Below are 16,260 nucleotides of genomic sequence, written 5' to 3' on the forward strand. Positions count from 1 at the left end.
CTTTTTTGTGCACCGCAACAGGGCAGATTTTTAACCAGTTCTGTTGAAGCGTCAAGCGTTTTTTGGTGCGATGCACCATCCGCGCTACATAAAATATTTGAATGCATTTCTTACAAGAAATGTCAATTGATGGATGTCAAACGAATGTCACTTATAGCCAGCTGACACATGCTGCTGGACGGCATGCTAGACTCGGCGCTTGTGTTTTCTTCAACGGCGGCGCGCCGCCGATGCTCCGGACCATGTTCAGCCGCGCATCCAATTCTTCCAGCCAGCTTGCCGGTGCCACTCCCGGCTGGCTCTCGCCCATCCCGCTGTTTTTCGTCTTCCTGTGGAGCACCGGCTTCATCGTCGCCAAGCTGGGCTTGCCGTACGCGCCGCCGCTGACGTTCCTGATCGTGCGCTGCCTGGGCGTGCTGGCCGTGCTGCTGCCGGTGGTGCTGATCTGGCGCGCGCCATGGCCGCCGCGGGAACAGATCGGTCATCTGGCTGTGGCCGGCCTGCTGCTGCAGGCAGGCTACCTGGGCGGCGTCTGGGCCGCGATCAAGCTCGGCATGCCGGCCGGACTGACTGCCCTGATCGTCGGCATGCAGCCGATCCTGACCGCCACCGCCGCGCCGCTGATCGGCGAACGCGTGCGTCCGCTGCAATGGCTTGGCCTGCTGCTCGGCCTGGCGGGCGTGGCGCTGGTCGTGTATGCCAAGCTGACGCTGACCGGCTTGTCGCTGCCGGCGCTACTGCTGTGCGTGCTGGCCTTGCTCAGCATTACCGCCGGCACCATGTACCAGCGCCGCTTCTGTCCGCGCTTCGACCTGCGCACCGGCACCGTGGTGCAGTTCGGCGCCACCGTGCTGGTGCTGTTGCCGCTGGCGGTGTGGCTGGAAGGACTCGATCCGGCGCTGTCGCACGTCACCTGGAGCCATGACTTCATCGTCGCCTGGCTGTGGTCGGTGTTCGCGGTGTCTATCGGCGCCATCTTCCTGCTGTTCCGCCTGATCGGACGCAGCCAGGCGCTCAACGTTACCAGCCTGATGTACCTGACCCCGCCGACCACGGCGGTCATGGCCTGGCTGCTGTTCGGCGAATCCTTCGGCCCGCTGGCCCTGGCCGGCATGCTGGTGGCCGTGACCGGCGTCGCCTTCGTGGTCAGGAAACCCTAGTCAACAACCGCAAGGAGGTTCCATGCTGTCCAGTCCCCAGCAAGAAGCGGTCGACGCCGCCATCACTTCGCGCCGCTCGATCCGCGCCTTCCTCGACAAGCCGGTCGAGCGTGAGGACATCGCGCGCATCCTCGACGTGGCGGCGCGCGCGCCGTCGGGCACCAATACCCAGCCATGGAAAGTGCATGTGCTGCTTGGGGCTGCGCGCGAGCGGCTGTCGGACGCGATCCTGGCGGTGAACGCCGATCCGGAGCAGGCGCGTGCCCACGCCGAAGAGTATCCGTATTACCCGCGCGAGTGGGTGTCGCCCTATATCGATCGCCGCCGCAAGGTCGGCTGGGATCTGTACAGTCTGCTCGGACTGACGCGCGACAACAAGGCCGGGATGGCGGCCCAGCACGCCCGCAACTATGCGTTTTTCGACGCGCCGGTGGGCCTGATCTTCACCATCGACCGCATCATGGAGCAGGGCTCGTGGCTCGATTACGGCATGTTCCTGCAGAACATCATGGTGGCGGCGCGGGGACGCGGCCTCGATACTTGCCCACAGGCGGCTTTTACCCAGTATCATCGGATCATCGCCGATCAACTGGCCTTGCCCGAACACGAAATGGTGGTGTGCGGCATGGCGCTGGGCTGGGCCGACCCGGCCAAGATCGAGAACACGCTGCTGACCGAGCGTGAGCCGAGCAGCGGCTTCGCGCGCTTCCTGGAATAGCGTATTTACGCTATCTCATTGATATCAAAAGGAAGTTTTTTGCTGCCGGGGCTGTTGTTTTGGTGGGATTGTTTCCGCACAGAACCAGAATCCGCTTGCGATCGGGGTCTGTTCGGCTACACTTCAGCAGTACCTCATCAGTTTGCGTCCAAGGGCTTTACCATGTTTAAACTTGCTTTGGCTGCCATCGTTTCCGCACTGTTCGCCTTGACGCCAGTGCAAGCCGCCGGGGCTGGCGCGGGCGCCACCGAAAAAGCCCAGACCTCCAAGACCAAGAAGGCCGCGAAGAAGGCGCCCAAGCGCAAGGTCGTGCGCAAGGCCAAGCGTGCCAAGCGCCAGGATGTGGCCAAGGCCGACGAAGACCGTCCGCGCATGGTGCGCCGCGTGAAGACCGTGCGCGGCAAGCGTGTGGTGACCTATGTGCCGGTGCGCCGCGCCGCGGTCGCCGGCGCCGCCGTCGCTGCTGCCGCTTACGCCCCGCGTACCATGGGCGATATCGCCGGCCTGAATAAAACCGAGGATCCGCTCGCACTGCGCTCCAGCGTCGCCTTCGTGATCGACCAGAACAGTTCGGAAGTGCTGTTCGAAAAGAACGCCAACGTGGCGCTGCCGATCGCCTCGATCACCAAGCTGATGACCGGTGTGGTCGTCACCGATGCCAAGCAGGACCTGGACGAAGTGCTGCAGGTGACCGACGCCGACGTCGACCGCCACAAGTTCAGCAGCTCGCGCCTTCCGGTGGGTGCGCGCATGACGCGCCGCGAACTGCTGCACATCACCCTGATGAGTTCGGAAAACCGCGCCGCCTCGGCGCTGGGCCGCAACTATCCCGGCGGCAAGGAAGCCTTCGTCGCGGCGATGAACGCCAAGGCCAAGGAGCTGGGCATGAACGACACCCGCTACGTCGATACCAGCGGCCTGTCGAGCCAGAACGTGTCGAGCGCGCGCGACCTGGCCAAGCTGGTCACGGTGGCGCACCGCGAACCGCTGCTGCGCGAATTCTCCACCACGCCGAAGTCGACCGTGAGTGCCAGCGGCCGCACCATGCACTACAACAATACCAACTACCTGGTGGCGCTGCCGGACTGGAATATCGGCCTGCAGAAGACCGGCTTCATCAACGAAGCGGGGCGCTGCCTGGTGATGCAGGCCATGATCCATGGCCGCAACGTGGTGATGGTGTTCCTCGATTCGAAGGGCAAGATGTCGCGTACCGCCGACGCCGGACGCATCCGGCGCTGGATCGAAGCGCTGCCGGACCGCATGGATGTGGATGCGGTGCGTACGCCGACGATCACCGCCAGCGCGCCTGCGGCGCCTGATCTGCACTGATGCGCGCTTGATTGCGTAAGGTTGGTGGCGGAGCTGCCAACCCTACGGTGTTCACACCGCCGCGACCGGCCGATAACCCAGCGTCGACGAAATCCTGGCCGCCGTCTGCACCAGGTCTTCCAGCCAGTCTTCCTGCAACCGGTCCGCCGGCGCCGAGATCGACAGCCCCGCCACCAGCTTGCCGCTGTCGTCGTGAATCCCGGCCGCCATGCAGCGCACGCCCAGTTCCAGTTCCTCGTTGTCGCGCGCATAACCGCGCGCCCGCACCAGGCTCAGTTCGCGCTCCAGGCGCGCCAGTTCGGTGATCGAATTGCGCGTGTGCCCGGCCAGGCCGGTGCGGGTCGAATATGCGCGGATCGCCTTGACGTCGTCCACCGACAGGAACAGCTTGCCGGTCGAGGTCAGGTGCAGTGGCCCGCGTCCGCCGATCGCACGTACCACTTGCATCCCCGAGCGTTCCGAGAATGCGCGGTCGATGTAGACGATCTCGTCGCCCTGGCGCACCGACAGGTTCACCGTCTGCTGGGTCTTGCGGTGCAGGGCGCGCATCGCGTCCAGCGCCGCTTCGCGCACCGACAGCCGGCTCTTGACCACATTGCCCAGTTCCAGCAGGCGCATGCCGAGGCGGTAGGTGCCCGGCTCGACGCGGTCGACGAAACGCGTCACCACCATATCGTTCAGGATGCGGTGCGCGGTCGATGGATGCAGGCCCGATACACGCGACAATTCCTTGAGGCTGACCGGGTCGGAATAACTGGCCAGCGCATCGAGCAGGCCCATCATGCGTTCGATCACCTGGATCGAGGTCTTGGCTGGAGCGGGATTTTCCATTTTCATGATGTGTTGGTGCAGTGCAGTATCGCTTCCTTTATACCATGATGTGAAACGGCGATGCAAACCTGGAGTGGTGCGCCGGTTGCGTAAATCGCCGGATTGCCACATGCTGATCCGCGGCAGGCATAATGGCGTTCTTGCATGTCCATCTGATAAGACGAGACCGAAACGCCATGGAACACCCGACCAGCGAATTCAAGACCCTGCGCGGCATCGCGCGCATCGCCGCGGCTTGCCGCAACACCTATGACGGCCTGGCCTGGGCCTGGCGCAGCGAAGCGGCGTTCCGGCAGGAAGTGGTAGTGATCGCGCTGGCGACCGTGGTGGCGCTGCTGCTGCCGGTGTCGGGCTTCCAGAAGCTGGCACTGATCGGCGTGCTGGGACTGGTGCTGGTGGTCGAGCTGATCAATTCGGCGATCGAAGCCATCGTCGACCGCATCTCGCTCGAGCGCCATCCGCTGTCGAAAGCGGCCAAGGACATCGGCAGCGCCGCGGTCGCGATCACGCTGCTGATGGCCACCGCCACCTGGGCCGTGGTGCTGTACAACCGATTCATGTGAGCCGCACGCGATCAACGCGCTCACGTTCGATAGACCTCAACGATAGACTTAACCGATAGACTTAACTAAGGAGAAGACGATGACCTTACGCCTCGGCGATACCGCCCCCGATTTCGAGCAGGATTCCAGCATCGGCAAGATCCGCTTCCACGAATGGGCAGGCGACTCCTGGGTGGTGCTGTTCTCGCACCCGGCCGACTTCACCCCGGTCTGCACCACCGAACTGGGCCTGACCGCCAAACTGAAACCCGAATTCGACAAGCGCAACGTGAAGGCGATCGCGCTGTCGGTCGACGCCGCCGAATCGCACCTGGGCTGGATCAAGGACATCGAAGAGACCCAGCAGACCGTGGTCGGTTTCCCGATCGTGGCCGATGCCGACAAATCGGTCTCGCAGCTGTACGACATGATCCACCCGAACGCCTCGGCCACCGCCACCGTGCGCTCGCTGTTCGTGATCGACCCGGCCAAGAAAGTGCGCCTGATCATCACCTACCCGATGAGCACCGGCCGCAACTTCGACGAAGTGCTGCGCGTGATCGATGCGCTGCAACTGACCGACGGCTATACGGTCGCCACCCCGGGCAACTGGAAGGATGGCGATCCGGTCATCATCCCGCTGACCGTAACCGATCCGGAAGTGATCAAGCAAAAGTATCCGAAAGGGTATGAAGCGCCGAAGCCGTATCTGCGCCTGACCCCGCAACCGAACAAGTAATCCGGCATACGCGGCTGCGGCTGCGTAACGATGAAACGGCGACCTGGGTCGCCGTTTTTTTTCGTCGTAGTGCGAATTTCTTCGCATAAGAACATGCGGAATTCATTGCAAAAGCCGGGCTTTACATAACATTTGGTGTCTATACAAATAAGTATTCTTTCGTTTGTTTTATAAACTTCGCGTGAGAGCATGCCAGTCCGTTAGAAGAATTTGTAATAAGGACTCGCATGGACCTTGCAATGCCAGGCAATGCGCAGGTGGGCGTGAAACCGGGCAAGCGGCCGGGCCGGGTGATTCCCGGCTTCGGGCTCTCGCTCGGCTTCACGCTGTTCTACCTGGCGCTGATTGTTTTGATCCCGCTGTCGGCGGTCTTCCTGAACACCTTCAACCTGACCTGGGAAGGGTTCTGGAGCGCCGTCACGTCCGAACGCGTGGTCGCTTCCTATCGCCTGAGCTTTGGCGCGTCCTTCATCGCCGCCCTGATCAACGTCGTGTTCGGCGGCATCGTGGCCTGGGTGCTGGTGCGTTACCAGTTCCCCGGCAAGCGCTTCGTCGACGCCCTGGTCGACCTGCCGTTCGCGCTGCCGACCGCGGTGGCCGGCATCACCTTGACGTCGCTGTACTCGCACAATGGCTGGATCGGCCAATACCTGGCCGAGTGGGGCATCAAGGTCGCCTTCAGCCCGCTGGGCATCGTGGTGGCACTGACCTTCATCGGCCTGCCGTTCGTGGTGCGCACGGTGCAGCCGGTGCTGGAAGAAGCCGAACGCGAACTGGAAGAAGCCGCGGCCAGCCTGGGCGCATCGCCGCTGCAGACCTTCATCCGCGTGGTGCTGCCGTCGATCACGCCGGCCCTGCTGACCGGCTTCGCGCTGGCCTTCGCACGCGCCACCGGCGAATACGGCTCCGTGATTTTCATCGCCGGCAACCTGCCGATGGTGTCCGAGATCACGCCGCTCCTGATCATCTCCAAGCTGGAGCAGTACGACTACGCCGGCGCGACCGCGATCGCGGTGGTGATGCTGATCTTCTCGTTCATCCTGCTGCTGACGATTAATCTGCTGCAGGCGTGGACGCGCAAACGGGCGGGCAAGCCATGAGCGCGGTGTTGGACAATAAGGGCCTGCCGCGCCAGGCCGCGGCACCCGCACGGCGCGTGGTCACCAATTCGCTCGAGCCGCGCTGGGTACGTTACGCGCTGATCGCGGTCGCACTGCTGTTCCTGACCCTGTTCCTGTTCGTGCCGCTGGTGGCGGTGTTCGCGGAAGCGCTGAAAAAGGGATGGGACGTGTACGTGGAGTCGGTGCTCGACCCCGACGCCATCTCGGCCATCAAGCTGACCCTGATCGCGGCCGCGATCTCGGTGCCGCTGAATCTGGTGTTTGGCGTGGCGGCGGCGTGGGCCATCGCCAAGTTCGAATTCCGCGGCAAGAGTATCTTGCTCACCTTGATCGACCTGCCGTTCTCGGTCTCGCCCGTGATCGCGGGCCTGATGTACGTGCTGCTGTTCGGTGTCGAGGGCTGGTTCGGTCCGTGGCTGGCCGAGCACGACATCAAGATCCTGTTCGCGGTGCCGGGCATCGTGCTGGCGACCGTGTTCATCACTTTCCCATTCGTGGCGCGCGAGCTGATTCCGTTGATGCAGCAGCAGGGCACCGAAGAAGAAGAGGCCGCGCTGGTGCTGGGCGCCTCGGGCTGGTCGACCTTCTGGCGCGTGACGCTCCCGAACATCAAGTGGGGCCTGCTGTATGGCGTGATCCTGTGTAACGCCCGTGCCATGGGCGAGTTCGGCGCGGTGTCGGTGGTCTCGGGCCACATCCGCGGCGAGACCAACACCATGCCGCTGCAGGTCGAGATCCTCTACAACGAATACAACTTCACGGCCGCGTTCGCGATCGCGTCGCTGCTGGCGCTGCTCGCGCTGGTGACGCTGGCCATCAAGTCCTTTATCGAATGGCGTCTGCACGCGGCTCGCAAGGCCTCGACCGACACGCCAACGCATTAATCCGGAGCCAAGTCGAATGACGATCGAAGTCCAACACATCCGCAAGCAGTTCGGCCAGTTCACCGCGCTCGACGACGTCTCGCTGCAGTTCCCGGACGGCGAACTGACCGCGCTGCTGGGCCCATCGGGCTGCGGCAAGACCACGCTGCTGCGCATCATCGCCGGCCTCGAACACCCGGATTCGGGCGCGGTGCTGCTCGACGGCCAGGATTCCTCGCACCGCCACGTGCGCGAGCGCCAGGTCGGCTTCGTGTTCCAGCACTACGCACTGTTCAAGCACATGACCGTGTTCGAGAACGTCGCTTTCGGCCTGCGTGTCAAGCCGCGCAAGGAGCGCCCGAGCGAAGACCAGATCCGCGACAAGGTGAAAAAACTGCTGGAGCTGGTGCAGCTGGACTGGATCGCCGACCGCTATCCGCCGCAGCTGTCCGGCGGCCAGCGCCAGCGCATCGCCCTGGCGCGCGCGCTTGCCGTGGAGCCGCGCGTGCTGCTGCTCGACGAGCCGTTCGGCGCGCTCGACGCCAAGGTGCGCAAGGAACTGCGGCGCTGGCTGCGCCGCCTGCACGACGAGCTGCACGTGACCTCGATCTTCGTCACCCACGACCAGGAAGAAGCGCTGGAAGTGGCGGACCAGGTGGTCCTGATGAACAAGGGCCGCGTCGAGCAGCTGGGCAGCCCGGACGCGGTGTACAACCAGCCGGCGTCGCCGTTCGTGTACGGCTTCCTCGGCAACGTCAACCTGTTCCACGGACGCGTGCAGGACGGCGTGCTGGCCTCGGGCGACGCCTCGTTCCAGGCGCCGCAATTCGCCGGCGTGCGTGACGGCGCCGGTATCGGCTACGTGCGTCCGCACGACCTCGACGTCGAGCGCTACACGCCCGGCGCCGCAGGCGTGGTGGCCAAGCTGCGCCGCGCGCATGCGATCGGCCCGCTGGCCCAGCTGGATCTGGAGCGCGCCGACAACCAGCAGCTGATCGAGGCGGTGATGCCGAACGAGCGCTTCGCCAGCCTGGGCCTGAAAGAGGGCGAGACGCTGGTGGTGCGCCCGCGCCGCATCGAAGTGTTCGTCGACGAAGGAAACAATATATGAACTTCCAGCAGCTGCGCTCCGTGCGTGAAGCCGCCCGGCGTGATTTCAACCTGACCGAAGTGGCGAATGCCCTGTTCACGTCGCAGCCCGGCGTGTCGCGCCAGATCCGCGAACTGGAGGACGAGCTGGGCGTGGTCATCTTCGAGCGCAACGGCAAGCGCCTGACCGGCCTCACGCCGCCGGGCAAGGGCATCCTGCGCATCGTCGAAAAGCTGCTGGTGGAAGCCGAGAACCTGCAGCAGGCCAGCCGCGAATACGCGGCCCAGGACAGCGGCACCCTGACCATCGCCGTCACCCACACCCAGGCGCGCTACGCGCTGCCGCAAGTGGTGCAGGGCTTCCGCCAGGCCTTCCCGGACGTGCGCATCGCCCTGCAGCAAAGCGCGCCGGAACACATCGCGGAATGGGTCGCGTCGGGCAAGGCCGATATCGGCATCGCCACCGAAGGCCTGTCGGCGTTTCCGGACCTGGTGTCGTTCCCGTGCTACCGCTGGAGCCACCTGGTGGTGGCGCCGGAAGGGCATCCGATCTTCGCGAGTAAAACGCCGCTGCGGCTGGAGGACCTGGCCGAGCATCCGTTGATCACGTATGACGTCGGCTTCACGGGGCGCAGCCACATCGATGCGGCGTTCGTCGAGGCCGGGCTGGCGCCGGACATCGTACTCACGGCGATGGATTCGGACGTGATCAAGCAGTACGTGTCGCTGGGGCTGGGCGTGGGGATCGTGGCGTCGATGGCATTCGATCATGGACGCGACAAAGGACTGCGCGCGATCGAGGCGTCGCATCTGTTTGCGCAGAACGTGACGCGGCTTGCGGTGCGGCGCGGCGCCTACCTGCGCGCGTATGCGTTTCACTTCATCGAACGCTTCGCGCAGGGCTACACACGTGCGGACATCGAGAAGGCGATCGCGACGGAGTGAAGCCGGTTCCGCCTCAATCACCAGGGCTGCTTACTGCCCCGGATTGGTATAGCGCGCGTGGATCTCGTCGATGCGCTTCATGACGTCGACCGGCAGCACGGTCTCGAACGCATCGATGTTTTCCTTCAGCTGCGCCAGCGTGGTCGCCCCGATGATGGTCGAGCCGACGAACCAGCGCGAATAGCACCACGCCAGCGCCATCTGCGCAGGACTCATCCCGTTCTCGCGCGCCAGCGCCGCGTATTCGCGCGTTGCATCCAGCACCGCCGGCCGCAGATAGCGCGGGCTCCAGGTCGGCGGATAAATCGACAGGCGCCCGACCGCCTTCGGATCGTCGATGTACTTCGCGCTCAGCTGCCCGAACGCCAGCGGGCTGTACGCCAGCAGGCTGACCTCTTCGCGGAAGCACACCTCGTCCAGCAGCGTCGATTCGAAGGCGCGCGCCGTCAGGTTGTAGAGGTTCTGGATGGTGGCGATGCGCGGCAGGCCCTTCATCTCGGCCTGCTTGATGTACTCGCACACGCCCCACGGGCTTTCGTTCGACACGCCGATGTGGCGGATCTTGCCTTCCTTGATCAACTCGCCCAGCACCGCCAGCGTGTCCTCGATCGGCACGCCGTTGCGTTCCTTACGTGGATCGAACTGGTTGGCGCCGAAGATCGGCACGTTGCGGCTCGGCCAGTGCAGCTGATAGAGGTCGATGTAGTCGGTCTGCAGGCGCCCCAGGCTGGCGTCGACCGCGGCGCGGATATTCGCCGCGTCCAGATTGTGCTTGCCGCCGCGGATCCAGGTCTGGCTGGCATTCGGGCCCGCGGCCTTGGTCGCCAGCACAATGCGCGCGCGCGCGCCGGATTTCTTGAGCCAGCTGCCGATGAAGCGTTCGGTGCTGCCTTGCGTCGCGGCGCTGGGCGGCACCGGATACATCTCGGCGGTGTCGATGAAGTTGATGCCGCGCTCGATCGCATAGTCGAGCTGGCTGTGGGCATCCGCTTCGGTGTTCTGCTCGCCGAAGGTCATCGTGCCCAGGCAGACCTTGGTCACCGACAGGTCGGTGCGGCCTAACGTCGTACGTTCCATATTCAGTCCTTCTTGCGCAGGGCGTTGGCGCATTCGCGCACCAGCGCCGGGCCGGCGTAGATCAAGCCGCTGTACAGCTGTACCAGCTGGGCGCCCGCCGCAATCTTCGCCTTCGCGTCCTGGCCGCGCAGGATGCCGCCGACGCCGATGATCGGGACCTCGTCGCCCAATTCCTTCTTGAGCGCGCGGATCACGATGTTCGACAGCTCGAACACCGGCTCGCCCGACAGGCCGCCGGTCTCGGTCGCATGCTTCATGCCTTCGACGCCGCGCCGGTTGAGAGTCGTGTTGGTGGCGATCACGCCGTCGATCTTGTGGCGCAGCAGGGCGCCGGCGATGTCGCGGATCTGGTCGCCGTCGATATCGGGCGCGATCTTGAGCGTGACCGGCACGTAGCGGCCGTGCTGGTCGGCCAGGCGCGTCTGTTCTTGCTTCAGCTGCGACAGCAGGGCGTCCAGTTCCGACGCGCCCTGCAGCTGGCGCAGGTTCTTGGTATTCGGCGAGGAGATGTTGACCGTGACGTAGCTGGCGTAAGGGTAGACCTTGCGCAGGCAGTGCAGATAGTCGTCGGCGGCGCGCTCGATCGGGGTATCGGCGTTCTTGCCGATGTTCAGGCCCAGCACGCCCTGCTTCTCCTGGTAGAAGCGCGACGCCTGCACATTGGCGACGAAGGCATCGACGCCGCCGTTGTTGAAGCCCATGCGGTTGATGATGCCGCGCGCGCGTGGCAGGCGGAAGATGCGCGGCTTGGGATTGCCGCCCTGGCCGCGCGGGGTCACGGTGCCGATCTCGATCGAGCCGAAGCCGAGGGCCGCCAGGCCGTCGATGTAGGCGCCATCTTTGTCCAGACCGGCGGCCAGGCCGACCGGATTCGGGAAGGTGATGCCCATGACGGTGCGCGGGTCGGGCGCCGGCTTCTTGAAGGCGCCGGTCAGGCCGAGCGCATCGAGGCGGCGCAGCAGGGGCAGGGTCAGGTTGTGGGCGGCTTCCGCATCGAGCGAGAACAGGGCCGGGCGGGCGAGGGTGTAGAGGAGTTTGTCGGGCATGGGATACTCAATCGGGATATCCCCGCCATTCTAACGCGCTGGCGGGCCCGGGTCCGTAATCGAATGTCATGACGCGAATGTCATGCCGCCGGCCGCGGGCCGCGTACGATGTCAGCGCTCCAGCACGCCCCATTCGCCGTCGATGCGCGCTTCCAGCGGGCGGAAGTTGATCTTGTAGGCCATCTTCGGGCTCTGCTCGATCCAGTAGCCGAGGTAGACGTAGGACAGCCCAAGTTCGTGCGCCTGGTTCACCTGCCACATGATGTTATAGGTGCCGTAGGAGGCCCCTTCGACGTCCGGGTCGAAGAAGGTGTAGACCGAGGACAGGCCATCGGACAGCACGTCGATGATCGAGACCATGCGCAGGGTGCCGTCCGGCTCGCGGAACTCGACCAGGCGCGTGTTGACGCGGCTTTGCAGCAGGAACTGGGCATATTGGTCGCGGCTGTCCTGGTCCATGCCGCCGCCGACGTGGCGCGTGGTCTGGTAGCGCAGGTACAGCGCGTAGTGCTCGTCCGAGAACGCCAGGTTGGCCACCATCGCCACCAGGTCGCCGTGGCGTTTCCAGGCGCGGCGCTGGGTGCGGTTGGGCTGGAAGTCGGCGCATTTGACGCGCACCGGGATGCAGGCCTGGCAGCCGTCGCAATACGGACGGTAGGTGAAGATGCCGCTGCGGCGGAAACCGTTCTTGACCAGTTCGGAATAGACGTCGGCGTTGATCAGGTGCGATGGCGTGGCGACCTGCGAGCGCGCCTGGCGCGCATCGAGATAGCTGCACGGATAGGGCGCCGTGGTATAGAACTGCAGCGTGGCGAAGGGCAGGTCATGTAGGTGCGTCATGCAAAAGACTCTCGAGACGGCGTTCGGTACCCCTATTCTAACGAAAACCCACGCGCGCCACTGTTAGGCAGGCAACGGTGTCGTGACCTTCCACGGGCCAATTGCCGGCTCATGAATGGCGCTGCGCAAGTGCTCCAGGAACTGGCTGCGCGCGATCGGCGCCGCGCCCAGCGAAGCCAGGTGGCCGGTCTCCTGCTGGCAGTCGACCATGCGCACGCCCTGGCTGCGCAGGAAGGCGACCAGGTAGCTCAGTGCCACCTTGGACGCGTCCGAAACGCGCGCGAACATCGATTCGCCGTAGAACATGCGGCCGATGCACACGCCATACGCGCCGCCGACCAGTTCGCCATCGAGCCAGACCTCGGACGAATGGGCGTAGCCGAGGGCGTGCAGGCCGGTGTAGCCGTCGATGATGTCGTCCGAGATCCAGGTGCCGGGACCGTCGCGGCGCGGCGCGGCGCAGGCGCGCATCACGGATTCGAAACTGCTGTCGAAGCGCACGTCCCAGCGGCCGCCTTCGAGGCGGCTGCGTTCGACCTTGCGCAGGGTCTTGGCCAGGCTGGCGCTGATCTTGAAACGGTCGGTGTACAGCACCATGCGCGGGTCGGTGCTCCACCACAGGATCGGCTGGCCTTCGGAGAACCAGGGGAAGATGCCGTTGCGGTAGGCCAGCAGCAGCCGCTGCGGAGACAGGTCGGCGCCGGCCGCCAGCAGGCCGGGCGCTTCCACCGTCAGCGCCTTGGACACGTCGGGGAAGGGCGAGTCGGACTCGAGCCAGGGGATCATGGTGGTTGTATTTCTCGAGCCAGGGCCGTCAATCCGGTTCGCGCGGGGCGATCATCGGGCGATGGATGTCCTGGCTGTGAAAGCCGTAGCTGCCGCCCTCGCGCACTTTGATCCGGTCGGCGAAGAACAGTTCCAGCGTGGTGCGGATGGTGGGGAAGGCCAGTTCATCCCATGGAATCTGGTCTTCGGTGAACAGCTGCACCTCCAGGCTTTCGATGCCCGGCGCGAAATCGAGGTCGCGCAAAGTCGCCAGGTAGAACAGATGCACCTGGTGTACGTGGGCGACATTGAGCAGGGTGAACAGGTTGCCGAGTTCGACGTTGGCGCCGGCTTCTTCCTCGGTCTCGCGCACGGCGGCCTGGGCGGTCGTCTCTTCGTTTTCCATGAAGCCGGCCGGCAGCGTCCAGTAGCCGTAGCGCGGCTCGATCGCGCGCCGGCACAGCAGCACCTGCAGCTGGCCGTCGCGCTCCCAGACCGGAATCGAGCCGATCACCAGCTTCGGATTCTGGTAGTGGATGGTGTGGCACTGGGGGCAGACGTAGCGCGGCCGGTTATCGCCTTCGGGGATGGCCAGAGAGACGGGATGGGCGCACTCGGAACAGAATTTCATGACGGTTTGACGAATTGGCATTGCCCTTACTTTACACCGAATGCAGGTCCGGTTGGCGGCGTATGGTGCTCTGCCGTTACGTGGCCGGCCGACCGTGCGTGTTTATTGATGAGCAATTTACTGTTGCAATTGCGGACGGCGGCAGGATTGGCATTGCCTAAATATGACAAGCGGCGTATAATTCATTCCATCAGACGCGGGGTGGAGCAGTCTGGCAGCTCGTCGGGCTCATAACCCGAAGGTCACAGGTTCAAATCCTGTCCCCGCAACCAAATTCAGAAAGCCCCTGATTTTCAAACGAGAATCAGGGGCTTTTGCCATTTCCGGCAGCGTTACTCTGCGCTGCTGTCCTGGGTTGCCGCTTGCACGGCGAACGCGAGCGCATCCTCGAGCCGGTCGTCGCCCCAGAACATTTCTTCACCGACGAAAAAGGTCGGTGCACCGAAGATGCCGCGTGCCTGCGCCTGGCCGGTCTGTTCGCGCAGGCGCGCCTTGATGTCTTCGGCCTGTGCCGCCGCCATATAGCGTTCGGGATCGGCGACCAGGCCGTCCAGCGCGCGCCGCGTATGTTCAGCTTGATTGATGTCGAGGTCGTCGACGAAGTTCTGCTGCATCACGCGCTGGCAGAAGCGGCCGATCCACGGCTCATCCGCGCCCAGCAGGGCGACGCGCATCGGCAGCAGCGCGTTGCGCGGAAACACCGATGGCCGCTGGAAGGCCAGCCCGTACTTTTCGGCGCGGCGCCGCATGTCGTTCCAGACATAGCGGCCTTTTTCGGGCTGCAGCACGAAGGGCGAGGTATTCCAGCCGAAATCGCGGAAGATCGGCCCCAGCAGAAAGGGGCGCCACACCACCTGTACGCCGGCCTGCGCCGCCAGCTGCTCGATGCGCATGACGGTCAGGTAGCTATAGTTGCTGGCGAAATCGAACCAGAATTCCAAACGGGGTTGAACGCCGGGTGCATTGCTCAAGATCTGGCTCCTTTGCTCGACGCGGGAAGATCCATGTTGAGCGAGCGCCGGTGGACTGTCAATACGGATGAGCGGGCGAGCGTTTGTTTCGTTGCTCTCCTTTAACGGCCTCGACGCAGGTCAAGTCCGCTCGCGTTCGCTGCAATGACGGCGATCCGGCCCGGTCCAACAGTGCGAGGGCCGGATGGCGGCACGTTCATCCTCCGGCCGACAAGCGAAAGGCACATCATGATCCATGTTGACGACATCAACGAGTCCTGGGGCTGGGTCGGCCTGACGGCGGTCGAAGTCCTTGGCGCCAATGCCTTCGGCAATCTGATCATCCGCGACGAGGACGATCATTACTGGCGCCTGCGGCCGCAAGACCTGTGTTGCGAACCGCTGGCCAGCAACCGCGAGGCGCTCGATGCGCTCGCCTATAACCAGGATTTCCTGGACGACTGGTACATGCCGGAAGCGGTGCGCCTGGCCGAAGCCGCGCTGGGCCCGCTGCAGGAAGGGCGCAAGTACTGTCTCAAGATTCCCAGTGCGCTCGGCGGGCATTACGGCTGCGACAACCTGGCGATGGCGCCGCTGGCCGAGCTGATCCGGTTTTCGGGGGAGGGCGCGCAGCAGTATGACGGGCTGCCTCGCTGGAACTAGCCGGCCGGGTCTGGCTTTTCGCCAAGGCTGGCCCACAGGTAGGCGGCGGCCATGGTGCGGTGCGGCTGGTAGCGCTCCAGCAGGCGCTCGGCTTCCTGCACGCTGGGGCGCTCGGCGCTGGCACCCAGCTGGTGCAGGGCGGCGCGCACGGCGACGTCGCCGTGCAGCGAGCAATCCGGATAGCCGAAGCCGCGCAGCAGCACGTAATTCACGGTCCAGGGGCCGATGCCCTTGATCGCCAGCAGCTCGGCGCTGACCTCGGCCGCGTCGCGGGTGCGGTCGAGCGACAGACTGCCGTCCTCGACCATGCGGGCCACGCGCAGGATGGTGTCGGCCTTCGCCTGCGAGAACTTGCGGCTGGTAAGTTGCTCGACGTCGAGACGAGCGACGTCGCGCGCTTCCGGGTAGCACCACAGGCCGCTCGCATGCCGGCGGCCGGCTTGCAGGATCAGCGTGCGGCGCAGGGCAATGGCGAAGGTGAGGTTGATCTGCTGGCCGATGATGGCCCAGGTCAGGGCTTCGAACACGGTGGCCGATTGCACGATGCGCAGGCCGGGCTGGCGCGCCAGCACAGGGCCGAGCAGCGCGTCGTCGCGCGCGAAGGCGGCGAACGGGGCCGGGTCGATGCGCAGGCCGAGGATGTTCAGCAGGGCGTCGTGGGCGAGCGTTTGCAGCCGGATGGGGAGGGCGGGGGCGGCGTCCGTACCGGCGGCATTGGATTCGGCGCCGGGCAGGTCGCAGTCGATGCGGCAGCGGGCACGGTCGCTGTCGACAGTGATGTCGAACAGGGTGGGTATGCCGTCCAGCAGCACGCCCTTGCGCAGGCCGTGCGTTTCGACCTGCTCGGCCACGCCTTCGGCATCGCGGCCGTGAAAGGCGAGCACGTCCGCGATACGGTAGCCGGAGGGGAGGTCGATGACGACGGAATGTTCCATCTTGGCGTTGTCC

At 64.7% G+C, this 16,260-nt stretch carries 18 protein-coding genes and 1 tRNA gene; 11 read left to right on the forward strand and 8 right to left on the reverse strand.

All coding sequences use genetic code 11. The features are described 5' to 3' along the window. Window positions 1–242: 242 nt before the first annotated feature. From RTQ83_RS06150 to pbpG, 3 genes are all read left to right on the forward strand, one after another. Window positions 243–1,160 carry a DMT family transporter gene (locus RTQ83_RS06150; RefSeq protein ID WP_312512178.1) on the forward strand — a complete coding sequence of 306 codons (918 nt, stop codon included), beginning with the start codon at window positions 243–245 and terminating at the stop codon, window positions 1,158–1,160. A gap of 22 nt (window positions 1,161–1,182) precedes the next feature. Then, window positions 1,183–1,878, forward strand: a complete 696-nt coding sequence (locus tag RTQ83_RS06155; RefSeq protein ID WP_312512180.1) for a nitroreductase — start codon at window positions 1,183–1,185, stop codon at window positions 1,876–1,878. A gap of 162 nt (window positions 1,879–2,040) precedes the next feature. Then, window positions 2,041–3,210: a D-alanyl-D-alanine endopeptidase gene (gene pbpG, locus RTQ83_RS06160; RefSeq protein WP_312512182.1), complete on the forward strand. Its 1,170-nt coding sequence runs from the start codon at window positions 2,041–2,043 to the stop codon at window positions 3,208–3,210. 51 nt (window positions 3,211–3,261) lie between these two features. On the opposite strand, the gene RTQ83_RS06165 is transcribed toward pbpG, so the two are convergent. Continuing rightward, window positions 3,262–4,047 (reverse strand): IclR family transcriptional regulator, encoded by a 786-nt coding sequence (locus RTQ83_RS06165; protein ID WP_312512184.1) that lies wholly within the window; start codon window positions 4,045–4,047, stop codon window positions 3,262–3,264. A 170-nt stretch (window positions 4,048–4,217) separates the two neighbouring features. Between RTQ83_RS06165 and RTQ83_RS06170 the strand changes: the two genes are divergently transcribed. The 6 genes from RTQ83_RS06170 to RTQ83_RS06195 all read left to right on the forward strand — a co-directional run bounded on the left by RTQ83_RS06170 (window position 4,218) and on the right by RTQ83_RS06195 (window position 9,340). Next, a complete protein-coding gene (locus RTQ83_RS06170; RefSeq protein ID WP_312512186.1) occupies window positions 4,218–4,604 on the forward strand; it encodes a diacylglycerol kinase in 387 nt (128 codons plus the stop codon). A 79-nt stretch (window positions 4,605–4,683) separates the two neighbouring features. Continuing rightward, a complete protein-coding gene (locus tag RTQ83_RS06175; protein ID WP_290416404.1) occupies window positions 4,684–5,322 on the forward strand; it encodes a peroxiredoxin in 639 nt (212 codons plus the stop codon). A gap of 227 nt (window positions 5,323–5,549) precedes the next feature. Then, the gene (gene cysT, locus RTQ83_RS06180) at window positions 5,550–6,422 is read left to right on the forward strand and encodes a sulfate ABC transporter permease subunit CysT (RefSeq protein ID WP_312512189.1); all 873 of its coding nucleotides are present in this window, start codon (window positions 5,550–5,552) and stop codon (window positions 6,420–6,422) included. Continuing rightward, complete coding sequence (gene cysW / locus RTQ83_RS06185) at window positions 6,419–7,327, forward strand: sulfate ABC transporter permease subunit CysW (protein ID WP_312512191.1); 909 nt, start codon at window positions 6,419–6,421, stop codon at window positions 7,325–7,327. The genes cysT and cysW overlap by 4 nt, the downstream gene beginning before the upstream one ends. Window positions 7,328–7,343: 16 nt before the next feature. Continuing rightward, a complete protein-coding gene (locus RTQ83_RS06190) occupies window positions 7,344–8,417 on the forward strand; it encodes a sulfate ABC transporter ATP-binding protein (protein ID WP_312512193.1) in 1,074 nt (357 codons plus the stop codon). Beyond that, window positions 8,414–9,340, forward strand: coding sequence for a CysB family HTH-type transcriptional regulator (locus tag RTQ83_RS06195; RefSeq protein WP_312512195.1), 927 nt, complete (start codon window positions 8,414–8,416; stop codon window positions 9,338–9,340). Before RTQ83_RS06190 ends, RTQ83_RS06195 begins: the two co-directional genes overlap by 4 nt. A gap of 30 nt (window positions 9,341–9,370) precedes the next feature. Here the strand turns inward: RTQ83_RS06195 and RTQ83_RS06200 are convergent, their stop codons facing one another. The 5 genes from RTQ83_RS06200 to RTQ83_RS06220 all read right to left on the reverse strand — a co-directional run bounded on the left by RTQ83_RS06200 (window position 9,371) and on the right by RTQ83_RS06220 (window position 13,699). Then, entirely contained in the window at window positions 9,371–10,417 is a 1,047-nt protein-coding gene (locus RTQ83_RS06200; RefSeq protein WP_312512197.1) for an aldo/keto reductase, read from the reverse strand. Between the two features lie 2 nt (window positions 10,418–10,419). Beyond that, window positions 10,420–11,463: a quinone-dependent dihydroorotate dehydrogenase gene (locus tag RTQ83_RS06205; RefSeq protein ID WP_312512199.1), complete on the reverse strand. Its 1,044-nt coding sequence runs from the start codon at window positions 11,461–11,463 to the stop codon at window positions 10,420–10,422. Between the two features lie 111 nt (window positions 11,464–11,574). Then, complete coding sequence (locus RTQ83_RS06210; RefSeq protein WP_312512201.1) at window positions 11,575–12,303, reverse strand: arginyltransferase; 729 nt, start codon at window positions 12,301–12,303, stop codon at window positions 11,575–11,577. A gap of 63 nt (window positions 12,304–12,366) precedes the next feature. Continuing rightward, window positions 12,367–13,089, reverse strand: a complete 723-nt coding sequence (gene aat, locus RTQ83_RS06215; RefSeq protein ID WP_312512204.1) for a leucyl/phenylalanyl-tRNA--protein transferase — start codon at window positions 13,087–13,089, stop codon at window positions 12,367–12,369. Between the two features lie 28 nt (window positions 13,090–13,117). Then, on the reverse strand, window positions 13,118–13,699 hold the full coding sequence (locus tag RTQ83_RS06220; protein WP_312512207.1) for an NUDIX hydrolase: 582 nt from the start codon (window positions 13,697–13,699) through the stop codon (window positions 13,118–13,120). Between the two features lie 195 nt (window positions 13,700–13,894). Here RTQ83_RS06220 and RTQ83_RS06225 point away from each other — a divergent pair. Beyond that, a tRNA-Met gene (locus RTQ83_RS06225) sits at window positions 13,895–13,971 on the forward strand. Between the two features lie 60 nt (window positions 13,972–14,031). Here RTQ83_RS06225 and RTQ83_RS06230 read toward each other — a convergent pair. Further along, window positions 14,032–14,673, reverse strand: coding sequence for a 2-hydroxychromene-2-carboxylate isomerase (locus RTQ83_RS06230; RefSeq protein WP_409456084.1), 642 nt, complete (start codon window positions 14,671–14,673; stop codon window positions 14,032–14,034). Window positions 14,674–14,898: 225 nt separating this feature from the next. Here RTQ83_RS06230 and RTQ83_RS06235 point away from each other — a divergent pair, with 225 nt between their 5' ends. Continuing rightward, entirely contained in the window at window positions 14,899–15,312 is a 414-nt protein-coding gene (locus RTQ83_RS06235) for a T6SS immunity protein Tdi1 domain-containing protein (RefSeq protein WP_312512213.1), read from the forward strand. Here the strand turns inward: RTQ83_RS06235 and RTQ83_RS06240 are convergent. Then, window positions 15,309–16,247, reverse strand: a complete 939-nt coding sequence (locus RTQ83_RS06240) for a DNA-3-methyladenine glycosylase 2 (RefSeq protein ID WP_312512215.1) — start codon at window positions 16,245–16,247, stop codon at window positions 15,309–15,311. The two genes, RTQ83_RS06235 and RTQ83_RS06240, sit on opposite strands and share 4 nt — an antisense overlap. Between the last annotated feature and the right edge of the window lie 13 nt (window positions 16,248–16,260).

Origin of the sequence: Massilia sp. (genome assembly GCF_031995545.1) — a bacterium.
In the GTDB taxonomy this organism is placed as follows: domain Bacteria; phylum Pseudomonadota; class Gammaproteobacteria; order Burkholderiales; family Burkholderiaceae_D; genus Telluria.